This window comes from Proteus sp. CD3, from assembly GCF_008808075.1.
In the GTDB taxonomy this organism is placed as follows: Bacteria; Pseudomonadota; Gammaproteobacteria; order Enterobacterales; family Enterobacteriaceae; genus Proteus; species Proteus appendicitidis.
On sequence record NZ_CP019686.1, the window covers coordinates 1,120,006 to 1,137,934 of the forward strand.

The following is a 17,929-nucleotide window of genomic DNA, read 5'->3' on the forward strand; positions in this document are numbered from 1 at the left end:
CCTAACTCGTTTATATTGCCCCTAGTTGGTTATTTTTTATTAAATTGCACTGATTGTGCTTAATTAATAGTAAAATGAATCCTGTTTTTGTTAGGTGATATTAAATATTTTATTTAGGTCATTTAATTTTGATTGTTTGTTAGGGTATAAAACAGGGTAATGAATCGAAGGGGGATTAATTAGTGATAATAAAACCCGATGATCGCTGGCGTTGGTATTTTGATGTTGAGCAACAAAAATTAATGCTTGATTTAGCAAATGGGATGGTTTTTCGTTCCCGCTTTCCAAGCAAAATGTTGAGTGAGAGCGCTCAACAATCAGCATCTTTTACCGTTGATGATGCAGCTCTTTATTATGGATACGATGAGCAAATTCGCCAAATAGATATGCCATCAGAATCAAGAGCTGAATTAGCGTTAAATGCATTAATAGCCCATCGCTTTTTAAAACCACTGATGCCTAAGAGTTGGTATTTTGAAGTTAACAATAATCAAATCAACCCTTATTTGTCTCAAGTGGTAGAAGCTTCATTAAAAGAAGGAAATGAAACAGCTCTTTTTTTAGTGACCGAAGTGGGCGCTCAAGCTTGTTTATGTTTATTAGCTCAACCACAGTTAACGTTATTCGATAGAACACTTAATTTTTGTGACCCAATAAAAATTATGAATGACAGGTTAAGCAATTATCATAAAAAGTCAGAGTCAGGATCATTTTTGTACGAGAAAGTTATTTAACAAAAAGAGTAAAAAGGACTTACTCTTTTTATCGTCAGTTATTATTTATAACATTCTAAAAGTAAATCCACCCCCAAACAACACTCCCTAAAATCAAATCTTCATTACGCTCTTCCTGTCATCTTTTTCTAAAAGTAAAATAAGTTTATTGATAATTTATTATTGAGTTCTTAATAAGATAATTCTTATTAAATAAACTATTTTATTTAAAATAAAAAAAGAAGATAAGGGCAAATTACCTTCTTTTAATTTGTGATAAAGATAAGCGTTATTTTTTATTAAGTGAAAGTCTCACATTGCCGTTAGGAACACAGCTACAGGCTAAAATTTTACCTGAGCGTTTAATTGCTCCGGCTTTTAATGCATTAACATCGCCTTCATCTAATTGGATAACACAAGAGCCACAAAGACCGGCACGGCAACTATAAGGGATAGCATAGCCATTATTTTCAAGCTGTTCTAATAACACTTCTTGGTTATTACCCTCAAAAGCTACACCATTAAATTCAATGCTAACAGTTTGTGCTTGAGTGCTTTCCACCGCTGGTGTGGCTTGTGTTTCTATAGGTGCTGTTACAATATAGTGCTTTGCTTCTTTATAAGCTAATACTTCAACTGTATCCCCCACACGAATAATCCCTGTTTGACGAATGATGACATTTTGACCAAAATCGACATCGCCTGTTTCATCACTACGGAATGTTTGCAGTGTTGCGAGGGGTTCTGTGTTAGGATGTTTCACGCCTTTATCAATACTAATTGTGGTCATGATGCAACGACTACAAGGTTTCATCAGATCCATCACAACAGAGCCAATACGAATAGTCTGCCAAGTATCTTCTTCAAAAGGCTTTGCACCTGTTATGAGGATATTACCTCGAAATTGCTCAATATTAATGGAAGCAGGGCAACGCTGTTGTAAGTATTGAAATGAGGCTTCATTAATTAATAAGTAAGGGTAACCATCAGCGAAAGAAACAGCGGTTTCTGGATTTTTTTTCACTCGACGTGTCGATTTTTCGCCAGTCCAACGAAGTTGAACATCCATTTTTAAATAACGACTGAACCACTGATTTATTTCATCTGGAGCCACATACGCGGTAAAATGGTTGCCCCAAACTTCTGTCGGTTGCAATGTGGTTTCAAAATCTTGATAGGTGATAGCAATACCTTCACCATCAGGAGCTTGAATATAAATACCATTTGCCATGACAGTGGGAATAAAACACAGCAAAACGGGAAATTTTCGTGCCGTGATAAAAGTCCCTTCAGGGGTGGTTATCATAAAATCGCGATCAAACGTGAATCCGCTCTCACGAGCAAATGCATGAGAAAGTCGAATTCCCTTCATTGATTTAACTGGGTGTATATAAAGGCGTGAAACGTTGATCATCAGTGCTCCCAAAAAGACATTATTATTTTTTATAGCCAGTAACTTTATGACAACGTAATACAATTAGCTATAATGCCCAACAATTTTATTTTAGGTGGTAACAATATTATGCGCTCTCTGTTTGCCAGCACAGGCCGAGGTCTGGAAGAACTATTAAAATCTGAACTTGAACACTTAGGTGCTCAGGCTTGCCAGATAACACAAGGCGGTGTTTATTTCCGTGCTGATGATAAAACCATGTATCAGTCTTTACTTTGGAGCCGTTTAGCGTCGCGTATTATGTTGCCGTTAAATGAATTCAATGTTTATAGTGATCTAGACTTATATCTTGGTGTGCAGGCAATTGATTGGAGTGAGATTTTTACTGTTGATCAGACTTTTGCTATTCATTTTAATGGCACGAATGACATTATTCGCAATAGCCAATATGGTGCATTAAAAGCGAAAGATGCCATCGTTGACTCATTTCAACGTAAAATAGGGCAACGTCCGGATGTCGCTAAACAATCTCCTGATATCCGTTTAACTATTCACCTTCATAAAGAAAAAGCCTCTCTATCTTTAGATTTAAGTGGTGATGGTTTACATCAACGTGGCTATCGCGACTTAACAGGGCAAGCGCCTTTAAAAGAAAACTTAGCTGCTGCAATTATTATGCGTTCAGGCTGGAAACTTGACACACCATTAATCGATCCAATGTGTGGCTCCGGTACATTATTAATTGAAGCAGCGATGATGGCGACAGATTGCGCTCCAGCATTAAATCGTGTGCATTGGGGGTTTCGTCATTGGTTAGGTCACGATGAAGCATTATGGAAAGAAGTGACTCATGAAGCTTTTGCTCGTTTCCGTGAAGGTAAAAAGAATACCACTGCGCGTTTCTATGGTTTTGATGTTGATAAACGTGTATTGGATATGGCAAGAGCCAATGCTCGCAGAGCGGATGTTGCTGAACTGATCACATTTGCTCACGGTGATGCAGCTAAACTGACAAACCCAGTTTCAACAGAAATAAAAGGGACAATTATCAGTAACCCACCGTATGGTGAGCGTTTAGAAAGCGAGCCTGCATTAATTGCACTGCATAGCCAGTTAGGAAGAGCGATAAAAGCACACTTCCCAGGTTGGAGATTGTCACTATTTAGTGCATCACCTGAACTGTTAAGTTGCATTCAATTACGTGCTGAAAGAGAGTTCAAAGCAAAAAATGGCCCTCTTGATTGTGTACAAAAGAACTATTTACTTTCTGATACACCATCAACGATTAACACTGGGCTTGCGGAAGATTTTGCAAACCGTTTACGTAAAAATGAGAAAAAACTCGCGAAATGGGCAAAACAACAGCAAATTGAATGTTATCGTTTATACGATGCTGATTTACCTGAATATAATGTTGCTGTGGATCGTTATGGCGATAAAGTGGTTATTCAAGAATATGCACCACCTAAAACAGTTAATGAGCACAAAGCTCGCCAGCGCTTATTTGATGTGATTAGCGCAACAATGGAAGTATTGGCATTACGTTCGGATCAACTGATTTTAAAAACACGTCAACGCCAAAAAGGTAAACAGCAGTATGAAAAAATGGCCGAAAAAGGTGATTTTTTCTTAGTTGATGAGTTTGGTGCAAAATTTTGGGTAAATCTAACAGATTATCTCGATACAGGGTTGTTCTTAGATCACCGTATTGCACGAAAAATGCTGGGTGAAATGAGTAATGGAAAAGATTTCTTAAATCTTTTTGCTTATACCGGTACAGCTTCTGTTCATGCGGGAATTGGCGGTGCAAAAAGCACAACAACCGTTGATATGTCTCGTACTTATCTTGAATGGGCGGAGAAAAACTTTCAAGCGAATGGCTTATCAGGTAGACAACACCGTTTAATGCAAGCAGATTGCATTCAATGGTTAATGCAGAGCAACGAACAATTTGATGTGATCTTTATTGATCCGCCTACGTTTTCTAACTCAAAACGAATGGAAAACACCTTTGATGTACAGCGTGATCACATTGAACTAATGAAACATCTAAAACGTTTGTTGAGAAAAGGTGGAACAATTATGTTCTCAAATAACAAACGTGGATTCAAAATGGAACATGAAGAGTTAGCAAAAATTGGCTTGTGTGCAAAAGAGATAACACAGAAAACATTATCACAAGACTTTGCACGTAACCGCCAAATTCACAATTGCTGGCTGTTAACTCATGCTAGTGAGGAATAATTTACAATGCCGTTAATTAGTTTGACTGGGGCTTATTTATCTTTCAGCGATGCCCCACTATTAGATAGCACCGATTTATTTATTGAAGAAAATGAACGCGTTTGTTTAGTTGGGCGCAATGGTGCGGGTAAATCAACACTATTAAGAGTGTTATCTAAAGAGCAACCTTTAGATGATGGTCAAGTTGTTTATGAGCAAGATCTTGTGACTGCTCGCTTACAACAAGATCCGCCAAGAGATATTGAAGGCACTATCTTTGACTTTGTTGCCGAAGGTGTTGAAGAAGATGCTAAATATCTAACGGATTATCACCATATTTCTAAACTGATTGAGACAGATCCTTCTGATAAAAATCTCAATAAAATGGCTGAGCTACAAGAAGTACTTGATAGTCGTAACTTGTGGTTACTTGATAGCCGAATTGCCGAAGTGCTAGAAAAACTCGGTTTAGATGGTGAAGCAGAGCTTTCTTCTTTATCCGGTGGTTGGTTAAGAAAAGCAGCATTAGGGCGCGCATTAGTCAGTGCACCAAGAGTACTGTTTTTAGATGAGCCAACAAACCACCTTGATATTGAAACGATCCTTTGGCTTGAGAAATTCTTAAAAGATTTCCAAGGAAGTATCGTATTTATTTCCCATGACCGCTCATTTATCCGTAATATGGCAACGCGTATTATCGATCTTGATCGTGGCAAACTTTCTTCATGGCCGGGAAATTACGATAAATATCTTGAAAGCAAAGAAGAAGCATTGCGTGTTGAAGAGCAACAAAACGCAGAGTTTGATCGTAAATTAGCACAAGAAGAAGCGTGGATACGCCAAGGCATTAAAGCACGACGTACTCGTAACGAAGGTCGTGTAAGAGCATTAAAAGCACTGCGTGTAGAGCGCAGCGAACGCCGTGAAGTGTTAGGTAGTGCTCGAATGCAGGTCGAAGAAGCGACGCGTTCTGGTAAAATTGTTTTTGAACTTGAAGATGTTAATTACAGCATTGGAATGCGTAAGTTAGTTCGTGACTTTTCTGCCAAAGTACAACGTGGCGATAAAATTGCGCTGGTGGGGCCAAATGGTTGCGGTAAAACCACTTTATTGAAACTCATGTTAGGCGATTTAAAAGCAGACAGCGGACGAGTTCATTGTGGTACTAAGCTTGAAGTGGCTTACTTTGATCAGCACCGTGCGGCACTTGATCCTGATAAAACAGTAATGGATAACCTTGCTGAAGGTAAGCAAGAGGTGATGGTAAATGGTCGCCCTCGCCATGTGCTTGGTTATTTGCAAGACTTCTTATTCCCACCTAAACGTGCGATGACGCCTGTTCGCGCACTTTCAGGCGGTGAGAGAAACCGTCTGTTACTGGCACGTTTATTCTTAAAACCGAGTAACTTACTGATCCTCGATGAGCCAACCAATGATCTCGATGTTGAAACATTGGAATTACTAGAAGAGCTGGTTGATGCTTATCAAGGCACTGTTTTACTGGTTAGCCATGACCGTGAATTTGTTGATAATAGTGTTACTGAATGTTGGATCTTTGAAGGTGATGGTGTTATTAACAGCTACGTTGGTGGATATTACGATGCTCAGCAACAACGAGCGCAGACGGTTTCACTAAAGAGTGAGACAAACAAATCACGCAACGTACCAGAAAAAGCTGAAAAAGAAGCAAAAGTGAAAGATAGCTCTAAAAAGAACACTCGTAATAACAAATTAAGTTATCATTTGATACGAGAACTTGAGCAACTTCCTGCTAAATTAGAAAGCTTAGAAACGCAGTTAAGTGCATTACAAGAAGAAGTGAGTGGGGCAGATTTCTTTACTCGTCCTCATGAAGAGACAGAAAAAGTCTTAAAGGCGCTTGCAGATAAAGAACAAGAGCTTGAAACGGCTTTTGATAGATGGCAAGAGCTGGAAATGATGCAAAACGGCGAGTAGCCAACTGAAAGCGGGGCATTATGCCCCGTTTTAATTCCTAGATTAAATGTTCTTTTATTGATTATTCTAAATAAGAGGTGTCGCTGTGTGCTCTGGTCAACAACATCGTCATGAACATAAACATGAGCAAATATTATGTCCTCAGTGCGATCTGGTGGTCAGTGTTCCTCAATTAGTACAAGGAACAAAAGCAACATGCCCTCGTTGCCATACTGTGCTAACTGCACGTTGGCGCCAACCTTTTTATCAACCTGTTGCATTAGCAATCAGCGCATTATTTATGCTGTTAATGGCGAGCCAATTTACTTTTGTTAGTATGGAAGTGGCGGGTATTACCAATAATGTCACATTGATGCAAATTCCAACGGTGATGTTCAGCGAAAACTACGTTGAGCTAGGTGCCTTTTTCCTATTGTTTGTGCAGATTGTGCCCGCTTTTTGTATGATCGCAATCTTGCTTCTTTGCACACCCATTAAATTACCAAGAAAATTACAAATTTGGTTATCGCGTATTTTATTTCAACTAAAATCGTGGTGTATGGCAGAAATTTTTCTTGCGGGAATTTTAGTTAGCTTTGTAAAATTAATGGCTTATGGTGATATTGGGCTGGGATTGAGCTTTCCTCCTTATGTGCTTTATTGCTTATTTCAAATTCGTGCTTTCCAGTGTCTTGATAGACATACCTTATGGGAAAAATTAGAGCCTCGTCCTGCTTATCCTGACATAGAATCGGGTAAACCGGGATTAAAACAAGGTGTAAGATTGTGCCGTTCATGTACGGCAATTTTACCTGCCGACCAATATGAATGTAGTCGTTGTGAAGTGAAAGGACATGCAAGAAAACCGAAAAGTTTGCAATGGACAGTATCACTGTTGATTACTTCGTTGATCCTCTATATTCCCGCGAATTTATTACCGATTATGGTGACAGAATCACTGGGTAATAACCTCTATTCAACCATTATGGCTGGGGTTATTTTGTTATGGGAAGATGGCTCTTATCCTGTTGCCATGGTGATATTTATTGCCAGTATTATGGTGCCAAGTTTAAAAATGCTCGCAATTGCTTGGTTGTGTTGGGATGCACACAAATCTAATGGAAAAAGAGATCCTGCTAGAATGCATTTTCTCTATGAAGTTGTTGAATATGTAGGGCGTTGGTCGATGATTGACGTCTTCGTAATTGCTGTTTTAGCTTCATTAGTCAGAATGGGACGTCTGATGAGCATCTATCCTGATTTTGGTGTGGTGCTATTTGCATTGGTTGTAGTGCTAACTATGTTCTCTGCAATGATGTTTGATCCTCGGTTGACGTGGGATAAGTGTACAACCGATGATGATAAACCCACGATTAAGGAGCCTAAGGGTGACTGAAAAGAATGAAACTGCTTTAACTGAAGCAAAAATTAACAAACTAAAAAGCTGGTCTCCAGTTTGGATCATACCACTTGTCACTTTACTGATTGGTGCGTGGATACTTTATTATCATTTCAGCCATCAGGGACCAGAAGTTACATTAATTACCTATAATGCAGATGGCATTGAAGCTGGTAAAACTAAAATTAAAAGTCGCAGTGTGGATATTGGCTTAGTTGAAAGTGTCACACTCGATAGCAATTTTAGTCGCGTTATTATTACGGCTCGTCTTGATAAAGAGATGAAAGAGTTATTACGCGCAGATACTGCATTTTGGGTTGTAAGACCTCAGGTTGGTAAAGAGGGTGTAACGGGTTTAGGTACCTTGCTTTCGGGGGCTTATATCGAATTGCAGCCGGGATTAAAAGGTAAAGAAGTCGATGAATTTAATCTTCTCGACTCGCCTCCATTGGCGTCACCAGATGCAAAAGGTATTCGTATCAATTTGGTAAGCGAAGCCGCTGGTCAATTAAATGCGGGCGATCCTGTTTTATTTAGAGGCTACCAAGTCGGCTCTGTTGAAACCAGTGAATTCAACATTGAGAGCCGAGATATGCATTATCAACTCTTTATCAAAGCACCTTATGACAAAATGGTGACCTCAAATGTTCGATTCTGGAAAGATTCTGGCATCGCTTTTGATATGTCTTCATCGGGTGTGCGTGTTGAAATGGCATCACTTTCTACACTCTTTAGTGGCGGTGTCAGTTTTGATGTTCCTGCGGGATGGGTACCCGGTGATCCTATTGCACCTAAAACAGAATTTAAGCTCTACGATAATGAAAAGAGCATTCAAAACTCGCTATATACCGACTATCGTAGCTACATTATGTTTTTCTCTGATTCTGTAAGAGGATTGCAAGCAGGCGCTCCCGTCGAATTCCGTGGGATCCGTATGGGAACAGTTGTACAAGTGCCTTATTACACTAAAGGTATGCAACAATCGCTAGATAAAGATTTTCGTATTCCAGTGCTTATCCATGTTGAACCAGAGCGTTTTGCCAATGATGTCGGTGAAAGTTTCGACTTCGTTAAAGAAATCACTTTTGCTTCTAATAATGGGCTAAGAGCATCATTGAAATCAGGTAACCTTTTAACTGGGGCGCTTTATATTGATCTTGATTTCTATCCTGACGAAGCTAAATGGGAAGGACCTCAAGAAGTTGCAGGTTACCAACAAATTCCGACGGTTAGCTCTGGTTTAGCGCAGATTCAGCAAAAAGTGATGACATCACTGGATAAGATCAACAATCTTCCTGTTGAACCAATGCTTAAAGAGATGACTGCAACATTATCTGAAAGCCAAAAAGCAGTCAGTGAAGCTAAAGAAACACTGAAGTCATTGAATGCCATGATTGGTAGTGATGAATTTAGAAATCTTCCTAACGATATTCAGCAGTCATTGAAAGAGATTAATCGCAGTATGCAAGGCTTCCAACCAGGCTCTCCTGCATACGGAAAAATGATCGATAATATGCAGCAAGTTGATCAGGTTTTAAGAGAAATGCAGCCTTTATTGAAAACATTGAACAATAAGAGCAATGCATTAATTTTTGAAGCGAAGGAAGGTAAAGATCCAGAACCGAAGAGGGCTGAAAAATAATGAAATACATCATTGGGGTATTTGTATTGATGTTAACGGCATGTTCAAGTCAGATTGATAAAACGTATTATCAGTTGCCTGATGTTTATCAAGGTGGCGTGTCAGAACAAGTCTCGACAACACAGTCAGCCAAGAAGCCTCAAATTTGGGTTCAGCCGATCCGGTTGTCTAATATGCTAGTTAATGCAGGAATTGTTTATCAAACGACGGATATCAACTATACCGTGGCTAATCAACACCTATGGATTAATCCACTTGATCAGCAATTACAACAGAACCTTATTTCAGGTTTAACAAAAGCATTGCCGGGCACGGTTGTTGCTAATCAACCTGTTGAAGATAGCTTAGCGAAATTAACGGTCACCGTTAATTACTTTCAAGGCCGTTATGATGGACAGGTAATTATTTCAGGTGACTGGATTTATACTGAAAATAATAAAGTGATTAATCAGCCATTCTCTTTAGTTTTAACACAAACTGAAGATGGTTATCCTGCTTTAGTGCGTACATTAGGGCAAGGCTGGGAGCAAGTGGTTTCTGACATAGCGAAAGCAATTCAAGCTCAATACTAACTGACTTAGCATCGTGTTTATTCAAACCCAATATTCTCTTAAATTGTCTTTAAGTTGAATATTGGGTTTTTGTTTCTTTAGAAAAGAATAATAAAAAACAATCCGTTAGAAAACCTTAAAGGAAATATCTCACAGCAATTAGTGGGACATTTAGGCAACAAGAGCATAAAGCTTCTTCAGTTGAGAAGATTATTTTGCAGAAGGTATGGAATTGGTATTTAAAGAGTCTGAATTAATAGATGTACATAAGAGGTATTAATCGCTTATTTTACCTTCAATGATGGCTAATTCCTTAATAAAACAAAGGTAATTAAAAAGAGTTTTCTACAAAAAAATAAAAATAGAGCAAAAAATTATATATATAAACCAAGTCTTATATTGACATAAATTTTAAAATAAACATTATTTTATCTTAATTAAATTATTGGTTACATAAAATAAAAATAAAGGAAGTTATTTTTATTTATAAAAATTGATTAAATATCAACATATTGTGATTTGTTTTAATATAACTTATTAAAATGATTAGATAATATTTTAGTCGAATTATTAGATAAAATAAATAATAACATTAAGTATTAAATTTATAGTTGGTTCAACATCACAAATATGACATTTGTATTAACTTCTTTACTTGCTTAAATGTGCAATAAAGCGTATCAATTTATAGTGGTTGTTGAAAAAACAATCATTATCTTTCCGCTTAAACTTAGAACGTGAGGGTTGTCTAGATATGAAAAGACAGAAACGAGATCGTTTAGCAAGAGCATTATCGAAAGGTTATCAAGCTGGTATGCAAGGTCGTTCAAAAGAACTTTGCCCTTATTTCGCCATTGATGCGCGTTCACATTGGCTTGGAGGCTGGCGACAGGCGATGGAAGATCGCCCGAGTCTGGTAAAATAAATAACCCGTCGCAGTGAAATAGATAATAGTTTATTTTTAGCTATATTAAATATTATCACTAAGATTTTACCGACAATCAAAACGAGGGTTATTTATATATTCCTATGTACATATTGAACATAGGACAATTTGAGTATAAATAACAAACAATCAAATTGGATATAAAAAGGCTTACATTTTGTAAGCCTTTTGCATTTATCATTTTATAATTAAACAGATTAACGACCTAAATTAAAGAAACTGTTCATGCTTAGCTCAAAGTTTTGCATTAATTCTTTTAAGTTATTATTTTTAACTTTATTAAGATCGGGGTAGCGTGGGCGATTAGTACGGGCGCCTTGTAATCTAAGTGTTATGAGGAATAAATTATTTTTATACTGATTAATAATTTCAGTGTTACTTTCTATCGCTTTTTGATCCATTGTTTTTTTACTATCATCAAATTGTAAAAGTAATTTTTCATAGTTATAAATGATATTTTTTAATAAATAGAAAATCTCTTGTGTATGCTGATTAAAATTATCGTGTGACCCTTCATTATTTACCCATGTTGGCTCAATACTTACTCGTGAAATAAATTCATTACATTCAAAGAGCTTTATTGCAATATCTTCGCGTGTTAGCTTCATCCCTTGCTTATTTTTCGGACTCCATTCCTTTCTGACTAATTCTATAATAGAGGCAAGTTTTCCTAAAACTATCGCCCCTTCTCTTTCTGGAGAGATGAAAATATGTATTATACTACCTAGTATGATACCTAAAATTATACCAATAATACGATCCCGAACAGCCGTAAGTTCATAAACAGGGCCCGTTGTTTCTAATAAAGCTAATGAAAATGTAAATGCTATTTGAATACCTGCATAGCTAATATTTTCTTGCCCCGTTGCCACCCATCCAGCAAGAAAAAAAACGGGAATTATCAATAATAATAAACCAAAAATAGAATTTATTTGGTTGGTGATAAACATTATTGAAAATAGCGCAAAAACCGCACCAATAACTGCGCCAGATAAACGCAAAATAACTTTACGTTGAACATTGCCTAATCCAGGTTGAGCAATAATTAGGCAGCTTAACATAAAGGTGCTAATCCCAGTCCAATCAGTTAATGTATAAATAAAATAACTAACTAATACAGAGAGTAATGTTTTTAATGCAAAGATGATGTATCGACTATTAGTAAAAGCATCTTCGATCCAAAAACGTTCTTTAGGTTGATCAACCTTATTTAAAATTAATTCAACTTCCTCTTTACTAAGGTAATTTTTTTCACTTTCTAAATATCTTTTTAGTGCCGAATAGATCCTATTTAAAATCACATTATTTGTAGTTTTATAATGAATTATATCTTGTTCAGATAATGATTTTTTTTCTAGTGATAATTTTATATTTTCTAGCGTATTGGCTAGTTGTGCAGCAAATATTTTATCTTCCTCATTAGCTAATTCTTGAGGTAGTTTTGCTGATAAATTTCGAATTTCAGAAATAAAGGTTATTTTTTCAATATAGTATTGTTTATCTAGTGTGTTATTTTTATCTCGCATAATACTAAAGCGCAGATATTTATACATGGCTTGTAGGTCCATGCCTACTTGAACAATATTATGATCTTTTTCGGTAGATGAAATTGTAGGATCAATGCATTTATTAATAATTTTAATTTGATAAATTAAAAAATTAGTAAGCTGTTTTTCGGGTTCAATGGGTAATAAAAGTGTATTAATTATCAGTGTAACAACTATAGTATAAATAACAGAAACCCAAACCCATAAAATTGATCTAACAAGTAGTTCTGCATTAGGTGCAATATCAACAAGGGATTGTGAATAAATAACAACGATTGAAATAATATAAAAGAGAATTCCGACTTTTGTTGTTCTCATTAAAAAAAAGCTAATTAGAAAAACAAGGGAGGAAAGTAATATTCTGAGAAAAGGGGAATTCCAAGTTATAATAATGATTAGAAGAGATACCAATATTGCTAATGTACCTGCAATAATAAATAGAAAGCCGATTATTTTTGTAATAACAATATTTGTTTGAGTTAGAAAGAAGACAACAATAATAGAAAGTGGAATATAGGGTATTTGCAGGGATAGTGAAATAATTACAACCAAAACGCATGATATTACTGTGCGTACTGTTTGGTTCATTCTTCCTGGATAAGGTAATAAAGCATTCTGAATATTTTCTAAAATTGAGTTCTCTTTCATTATTTTATTCTTCCTTAATGACTTATCATTTATCGCGCTGAATAATGACAACGGAAGAAGCACCAATACGGAATAAATCAGGATCAGGATCAGCAATACGTATTTTTACAGGAAACCGTTGTGAGACATGGACCCAATTAATAGAACGACTTACTGACGGTAAACCACCAATAATGATTCCTTCATCTGTGGGAGCAACACCATAACTAATTGAGTCAACAACACCAGAAAAAGATTTATTTGTATCGCTCATAACAAACACTTGTGCTGGAGAGCCTTTATGAAGTCCTTTTAAATCTGTTTCACGGAAATTTGCGATGACAAACCATTGTTTTGTATCAATTAAGGTCATAATGGCTTGAGAGGGGGAGGTATATTGCCCTACAGTGGTTTTTAGTGATGTTACTATGCCATCAAAAGGGGCTCTGACTTCTGTATATTGTAAATTAAGCTTCGCTTTTTCAATTTGAGCAACGACTTCATTGCGTTGAGCTTCTAAAGCCTCAATACCATCAATCGCTAGAATTGCTTGTTTGGCTTGTAATTGTAAAGCTTTATAAACAGCCTCATCACTATTTTTCTTTGTTAATGCTTGATTTATCTCTTCCTTAGAAACATAGCCTTTTTTAACTAAAGGGAGTTTTCGATTATATGAATCGAGAGATTGTAAAAATTGAACTTTTGCACTTTCAACTTGTGCATGAATAGCTTCAGCATTTTTTTCTTGAGAACTGATTGAGCGTTGCATTAATTTTATTTGTTCTTCAAGCGTTTTTTGTTTAGCTAAATTATAGTTTAAATCAGCTTGATAAAGCTGAGGGTCTATTCGATAAAGTAAGTCGCCTTTTTTGACTAACTGATTATTCTCGATAGGAAGCTCAATAATTTTACCATTAATTTCAGGTACTACATTAATTGTATCTGCGTAAATATAAGCATCATCTGTTCTTGGTGCATTATTAACATTCCAAAGCACTATCCCTAATACAATTAATGTGATTAATAGAAGTAATAGGCTATATATTTTACGTACTAATATCATCTCTAGTCCTTTTTACTTAGGAAAAAATAATAACCAAGTTAACATTGAAATTAATGCTGTAACGCAAGGATATACAATAATAACAGGGTGCAAAAAGAAGTGCCCTTTAGTTTTGGATAGTATGATATGGATGATAATCATGCCTAAAATGCCAATGGCAGAACATAATAACCAATCAGGAAATGATGCACCAAATAATACAATGGAAGGGGCAGGTGAGCATCCTGTAAGAAACAATATCATTAATACAGTTGCTACTAAATTTTTTATATTATTCATAACATCCTATTTTCTAATAATGACGCATAAAAATGGTTTATTAAAATAAGTAATATCATTCATTATTGCACAAAACTTATTTAAAAATATAACAATAAGCTAAATTTATAGTCTTTGTTTAACTTTTAAATGTTAAATTTATCTTTGATATAAAAACAAAGAATAGATGAAATTCGGAGTTATGATCTGAATAAGATTAAATTACTCACATAATCAAAATGTTATCACTATGTTTTCTTGGAAAGGTAGGTTTTCAATATGATAGGTAGGATGAAAAACTAGATGAGAATAAGTTTTATTTTTATAACAGAAATAAAAAAGCCTATTCTTAAAAAGAGTAGGCTTTAGTCTATCAGTTACTGACGATTTAGAATGCAGTCGTATCTTTAAATAAGCCAACTTTTAAATCTTTTGCTTCATAAATCAGCTTACCATCAACATACACTTCACCATCGGCAATACCCATAATCAGTTTACGATTGATAACACGTTTGAAATCAATTTTATAGGTAACTTTTTTTGCTGTTGGTAATATTTGTCCAGTGAATTTTACTTCGCCAACACCAAGTGCGCGGCCTTTACCTTCACCACCAAGCCAGCCAAGATAGAAGCCAACAAGTTGCCACATGGCATCTAGACCTAAGCAACCCGGCATAACAGGATCATTGACGAAGTGGCAATCAAAGAACCATAAATCTGGCTTGATATCGAATTCTGCTTCGATAAAGCCTTTATTATGGGTGCCGCCATCTTCTGTCATTTTAATGATGCGATCCATCATTAGCATATTACCAGATGGCAGTGGTGGACCATCTTGGCCAAATAATTCACCACGGCCTGAAGCAATGAGGTCTTCTTTAGAATAAGATTCGCGTTTATCAACCATTGTCTATATAGCCTTTATCAAGTGTAAGATAACAGAATAGCTTACACTTGTACGCTGAACAACTCCGATCACTTGAAACAGAATTATCTGAATAGACGTAAGAACCAAGGTAATTTAGGTCTATCCTGATTATTTGCGAGTGTTATACGATCATGAATAACAGCTAACAAGTGTGAGTCTGATTGTTCTGGTTCGCATTGCTCTTCATAATATGGCTGACGAGTCAGTAACGTTATCGCTTCTGCTACATGAGTGACAGGCCAAATATGAAATTTTTCTTCTTTTACCGCTTGTTGCACATTTTCGTTGAGTACAAGATGACGAATATTAGCAAGAGGAATAATTACGCCTTGCGCACCCGTTAATCCTCTTTGTTGGCAGATATCAAAGAAGCCTTCGATTTTCTGGTTTACGCCACCAATTGGTTGGACTTGACCAAATTGATCAACGGCACCTGTAACCGCAATTTGCTGATCAATAGGTTGTTGTGCCAGTGTGCTAATAAAAGCACATAATTCAGCCAAAGAGGCGCTATCACCATCAACCTCACCATATGATTGCTCAAAAACAATCGAGGTGCTAAATGGCTGCGGTTGGTCTAAACGTAATTCTGAGTTTAAGTAAGCTTGCATAATCATCATTCCTTTAGCATGAAGATTGCCACCAAGCTCTGCTTTTCGCTCAACATCCGTAAACTCACCATCACCTATATGCGCAACGCAGGTAATACGAGTCGGCTCTCCGATTAAATCAGGATATCCGGGGTAATCTAAGACAGAAAGCCCATTGATTTGACCAATAGCTTCACCTTCTGTTTGTATCATTACTTGGTCTTGTAAAATCTCATCACGACTACGTTCTAACAAATAACTGTGTCGCCATAGGCGGTTTTCTTCAGCTTTTTTCAATGCATCGGCATTTAGAGAAGCACCATGATTAAAACGTATGGCATAACGAAGCTGGCGTAAGATCCATTCTAAATCTAGGCTCAGTATTAGCTGATCTTCATGTTGTCTTGCTGCTTGTGTTAGCAAGACTTCCCAAGCATCCGCAGAGAGAGAAGGGAGGCGATATTTTTGGCACAATGAATTTACAAAGCCACACCATTGAGAAAGAGCGGTTTCGTCTTCTAAATACATGTCGTATTCATATTCACCATATAAAGCAGTGCTACTTAGTTCTGGCTCCATAAATTCAAGCTCTTCAAGGCTAAGTCTATCGCCAACTAAGATAACTCGAAGATTGAGCGGCATGCTCTCAATAGGTAAAGGTAAGGATTGATTGTCATTCCAGACAAGCCATTCAAAACGCTGCTCTTCAACCATTTTTTTTAGGCGGAACCACATTAGTGGTTGTGCAAGTAAAGATTTTATAGAGAGGACTAAGATGCCTCCATTTACTTTATGCAATAAGCCTGGGCTGAGGGTAACTTCATCTTTATGGCAATAGAATGAACCAAAGAGTTGTTCTGGCTCTATCCATTGGCAACAAGTAATAGATTCTGATGATGAAAATGCACCTTGTACATTATCTTGCCAATTGATTTTATTGGTTTCTGCTTGATAACTGCCAACAACAGGATCAGTTTTGATCCCTGATTGCATTAATGTGTCTGTCAGCATATCAAAGTAAGCAGCAGAATCATCCGCTTTTAACAGCATAAACTGCCCTGAATCTGCATTATTTAACCATTGCAGGCTTTCATACAGGCGAGGTTGAACCTCACGAAGTAGAGATGCAGGTAATTGAGATGCCGTTTGAAAGAAAGTTTGGTAGGAGGCGTAATCAGGACGTAACGCCTGCCATTCTAATTCGTTGTTTTTCAAGGTTACCGTTTTTATTATTGATTAGTGAAAAGAGATAATTAGATATCGTATAAGTCGATATCTATCCTGCAATAAGACGGTTCTTTAACTGTCATCAACTGCATAGGCAGGGAATATGTACCGCTACGACCTTATAATGACGGGTTAAAAATGGGTCATTAAGGTTTTATGATAGCGACGCTCGATTCTATCATAACGCGCTCAGAAAACTATCCCTTATCAAGGCTTGTTATTAATTGATAAGAAAGATTATGTAAAATAAATTTGTCTATAAAATAATCGAAAAATTTCGGTTCAGTGGCAGTATTTTTGTAAAATTGTTGATATGCTACTATATAGTTACGTTGTCACGGGATTTTGTATGAAATATCAACAATTAGAGAACCTAGAATGTGGCTGGAAATGGGCCTATCTAGTAAAAAAACACCGTGAAGGTGAATTAATTACCCGTTATATAGAAAGAAGTGCCGCTGATGAGGCTATCGAGCAATTGTTGCTTCTGGAATCGCAACCACTAAAAGTTTTAGAGTGGATAGATTTGCATATGGATCCTGATTTATCTAATAGGATGAAGCAAACGATTAGAGCACGAAGAAAACGTTATTTTAATGCTGAGCATCAACACACGCGCAAAAAATCAATCGATTTAACATTTAAAGTTTGGCAGCGCTTATCTGCATTGTCACAACGAAGAGGGATCACATTATCAGAAACGATCGTGCAATTAATTGAAGATGCTGAGCGAAAAGAACAATATGCATTAAAAGTGCATAGTTTAAAAGATGGGCTTATTGAGTTATTAGAACGCGATAAAGAAAAATAAGTTACATTAATTTTGGCTTACTGGTCTCGACAATTAATTTTTTTATTGTGATATTTCATACTGGGTCGAACACATT

The 17,929-nt window shown here is 36.5% G+C and carries 15 protein-coding genes; 9 read left to right on the top strand and 6 right to left on the bottom strand.

All coding sequences use genetic code 11. The features are described from left to right. The first annotated feature begins 182 nt into the window (after window positions 1-182). Window positions 183-734 (top strand): cell division protein ZapC, encoded by a 552-nt coding sequence (locus tag BTA34_RS04940; protein ID WP_151434721.1) that lies wholly within the window; start codon window positions 183-185, stop codon window positions 732-734. Between the two features lie 268 nt (window positions 735-1,002). Here BTA34_RS04940 and BTA34_RS04945 read toward each other — a convergent pair whose 3' ends face one another. Beyond that, window positions 1,003-2,127: a YcbX family protein gene (locus tag BTA34_RS04945; protein ID WP_151434722.1), complete on the bottom strand. Its 1,125-nt coding sequence runs from the start codon at window positions 2,125-2,127 to the stop codon at window positions 1,003-1,005. Between the two features lie 108 nt (window positions 2,128-2,235). Here BTA34_RS04945 and rlmKL point away from each other — a divergent pair, with 108 nt between their 5' ends. The 6 genes from rlmKL to rmf all read left to right on the top strand — a co-directional run bounded on the left by rlmKL (window position 2,236) and on the right by rmf (window position 10,781). Continuing rightward, the gene (gene rlmKL, locus BTA34_RS04950; protein WP_151434723.1) at window positions 2,236-4,350 is read left to right on the top strand and encodes a bifunctional 23S rRNA (guanine(2069)-N(7))-methyltransferase RlmK/23S rRNA (guanine(2445)-N(2))-methyltransferase RlmL; all 2,115 of its coding nucleotides are present in this window, start codon (window positions 2,236-2,238) and stop codon (window positions 4,348-4,350) included. A 6-nt stretch (window positions 4,351-4,356) separates the two neighbouring features. After that, window positions 4,357-6,285: an ABC transporter ATP-binding protein gene (locus tag BTA34_RS04955; protein WP_151434724.1), complete on the top strand. Its 1,929-nt coding sequence runs from the start codon at window positions 4,357-4,359 to the stop codon at window positions 6,283-6,285. An 85-nt stretch (window positions 6,286-6,370) separates the two neighbouring features. After that, window positions 6,371-7,660, top strand: a complete 1,290-nt coding sequence (gene pqiA, locus BTA34_RS04960) for a membrane integrity-associated transporter subunit PqiA (RefSeq protein WP_151434725.1) — start codon at window positions 6,371-6,373, stop codon at window positions 7,658-7,660. Then, window positions 7,653-9,305 (top strand): intermembrane transport protein PqiB, encoded by a 1,653-nt coding sequence (gene pqiB, locus BTA34_RS04965; RefSeq protein WP_151434726.1) that lies wholly within the window; start codon window positions 7,653-7,655, stop codon window positions 9,303-9,305. The genes pqiA and pqiB overlap by 8 nt, the downstream gene beginning before the upstream one ends. Then, window positions 9,305-9,877 (top strand): membrane integrity-associated transporter subunit PqiC, encoded by a 573-nt coding sequence (pqiC, locus tag BTA34_RS04970; protein WP_151434727.1) that lies wholly within the window; start codon window positions 9,305-9,307, stop codon window positions 9,875-9,877. Before pqiB ends, pqiC begins: the two co-directional genes overlap by 1 nt. A gap of 733 nt (window positions 9,878-10,610) precedes the next feature. Continuing rightward, a complete protein-coding gene (gene rmf / locus BTA34_RS04975) occupies window positions 10,611-10,781 on the top strand; it encodes a ribosome modulation factor (RefSeq protein WP_023581348.1) in 171 nt (56 codons plus the stop codon). 218 nt (window positions 10,782-10,999) lie between these two features. On the opposite strand, the gene BTA34_RS04980 is transcribed toward rmf, so the two are convergent. The 3 genes from BTA34_RS04980 to BTA34_RS04990 are packed head-to-tail and all read right to left on the bottom strand — an operon-like array spanning window position 11,000 to window position 14,243. Next, window positions 11,000-12,997 (bottom strand): FUSC family protein, encoded by a 1,998-nt coding sequence (locus tag BTA34_RS04980; protein WP_151434728.1) that lies wholly within the window; start codon window positions 12,995-12,997, stop codon window positions 11,000-11,002. Between the two features lie 25 nt (window positions 12,998-13,022). After that, entirely contained in the window at window positions 13,023-14,039 is a 1,017-nt protein-coding gene (mdtN, locus tag BTA34_RS04985) for a multidrug transporter subunit MdtN (RefSeq protein WP_151434729.1), read from the bottom strand. A 12-nt stretch (window positions 14,040-14,051) separates the two neighbouring features. Continuing rightward, window positions 14,052-14,243 carry a YtcA family lipoprotein gene (locus tag BTA34_RS04990; RefSeq protein WP_265576319.1) on the bottom strand — a complete coding sequence of 64 codons (192 nt, stop codon included), beginning with the start codon at window positions 14,241-14,243 and terminating at the stop codon, window positions 14,052-14,054. Between BTA34_RS04990 and BTA34_RS18270 the strand changes: the two genes are divergently transcribed. Next, the gene (locus BTA34_RS18270) at window positions 14,179-14,367 is read left to right on the top strand and encodes a hypothetical protein (RefSeq protein WP_265576351.1); all 189 of its coding nucleotides are present in this window, start codon (window positions 14,179-14,181) and stop codon (window positions 14,365-14,367) included. The two genes, BTA34_RS04990 and BTA34_RS18270, sit on opposite strands and share 65 nt — an antisense overlap. Window positions 14,368-14,685: 318 nt before the next feature. Here the strand turns inward: BTA34_RS18270 and fabA are convergent, their stop codons facing one another. Together fabA and BTA34_RS05000 are read right to left on the bottom strand one after the other, a co-directional pair. Continuing rightward, a complete protein-coding gene (fabA, locus tag BTA34_RS04995; RefSeq protein WP_023581351.1) occupies window positions 14,686-15,204 on the bottom strand; it encodes a bifunctional 3-hydroxydecanoyl-ACP dehydratase/trans-2-decenoyl-ACP isomerase in 519 nt (172 codons plus the stop codon). Window positions 15,205-15,287: 83 nt separating this feature from the next. Beyond that, on the bottom strand, window positions 15,288-17,030 hold the full coding sequence (locus BTA34_RS05000; protein ID WP_151434731.1) for an AAA family ATPase: 1,743 nt from the start codon (window positions 17,028-17,030) through the stop codon (window positions 15,288-15,290). Window positions 17,031-17,391: 361 nt separating this feature from the next. Between BTA34_RS05000 and matP the strand changes: the two genes are divergently transcribed. After that, entirely contained in the window at window positions 17,392-17,853 is a 462-nt protein-coding gene (gene matP, locus BTA34_RS05005) for a macrodomain Ter protein MatP (protein WP_151434732.1), read from the top strand. Window positions 17,854-17,929 lie beyond the last annotated feature (76 nt).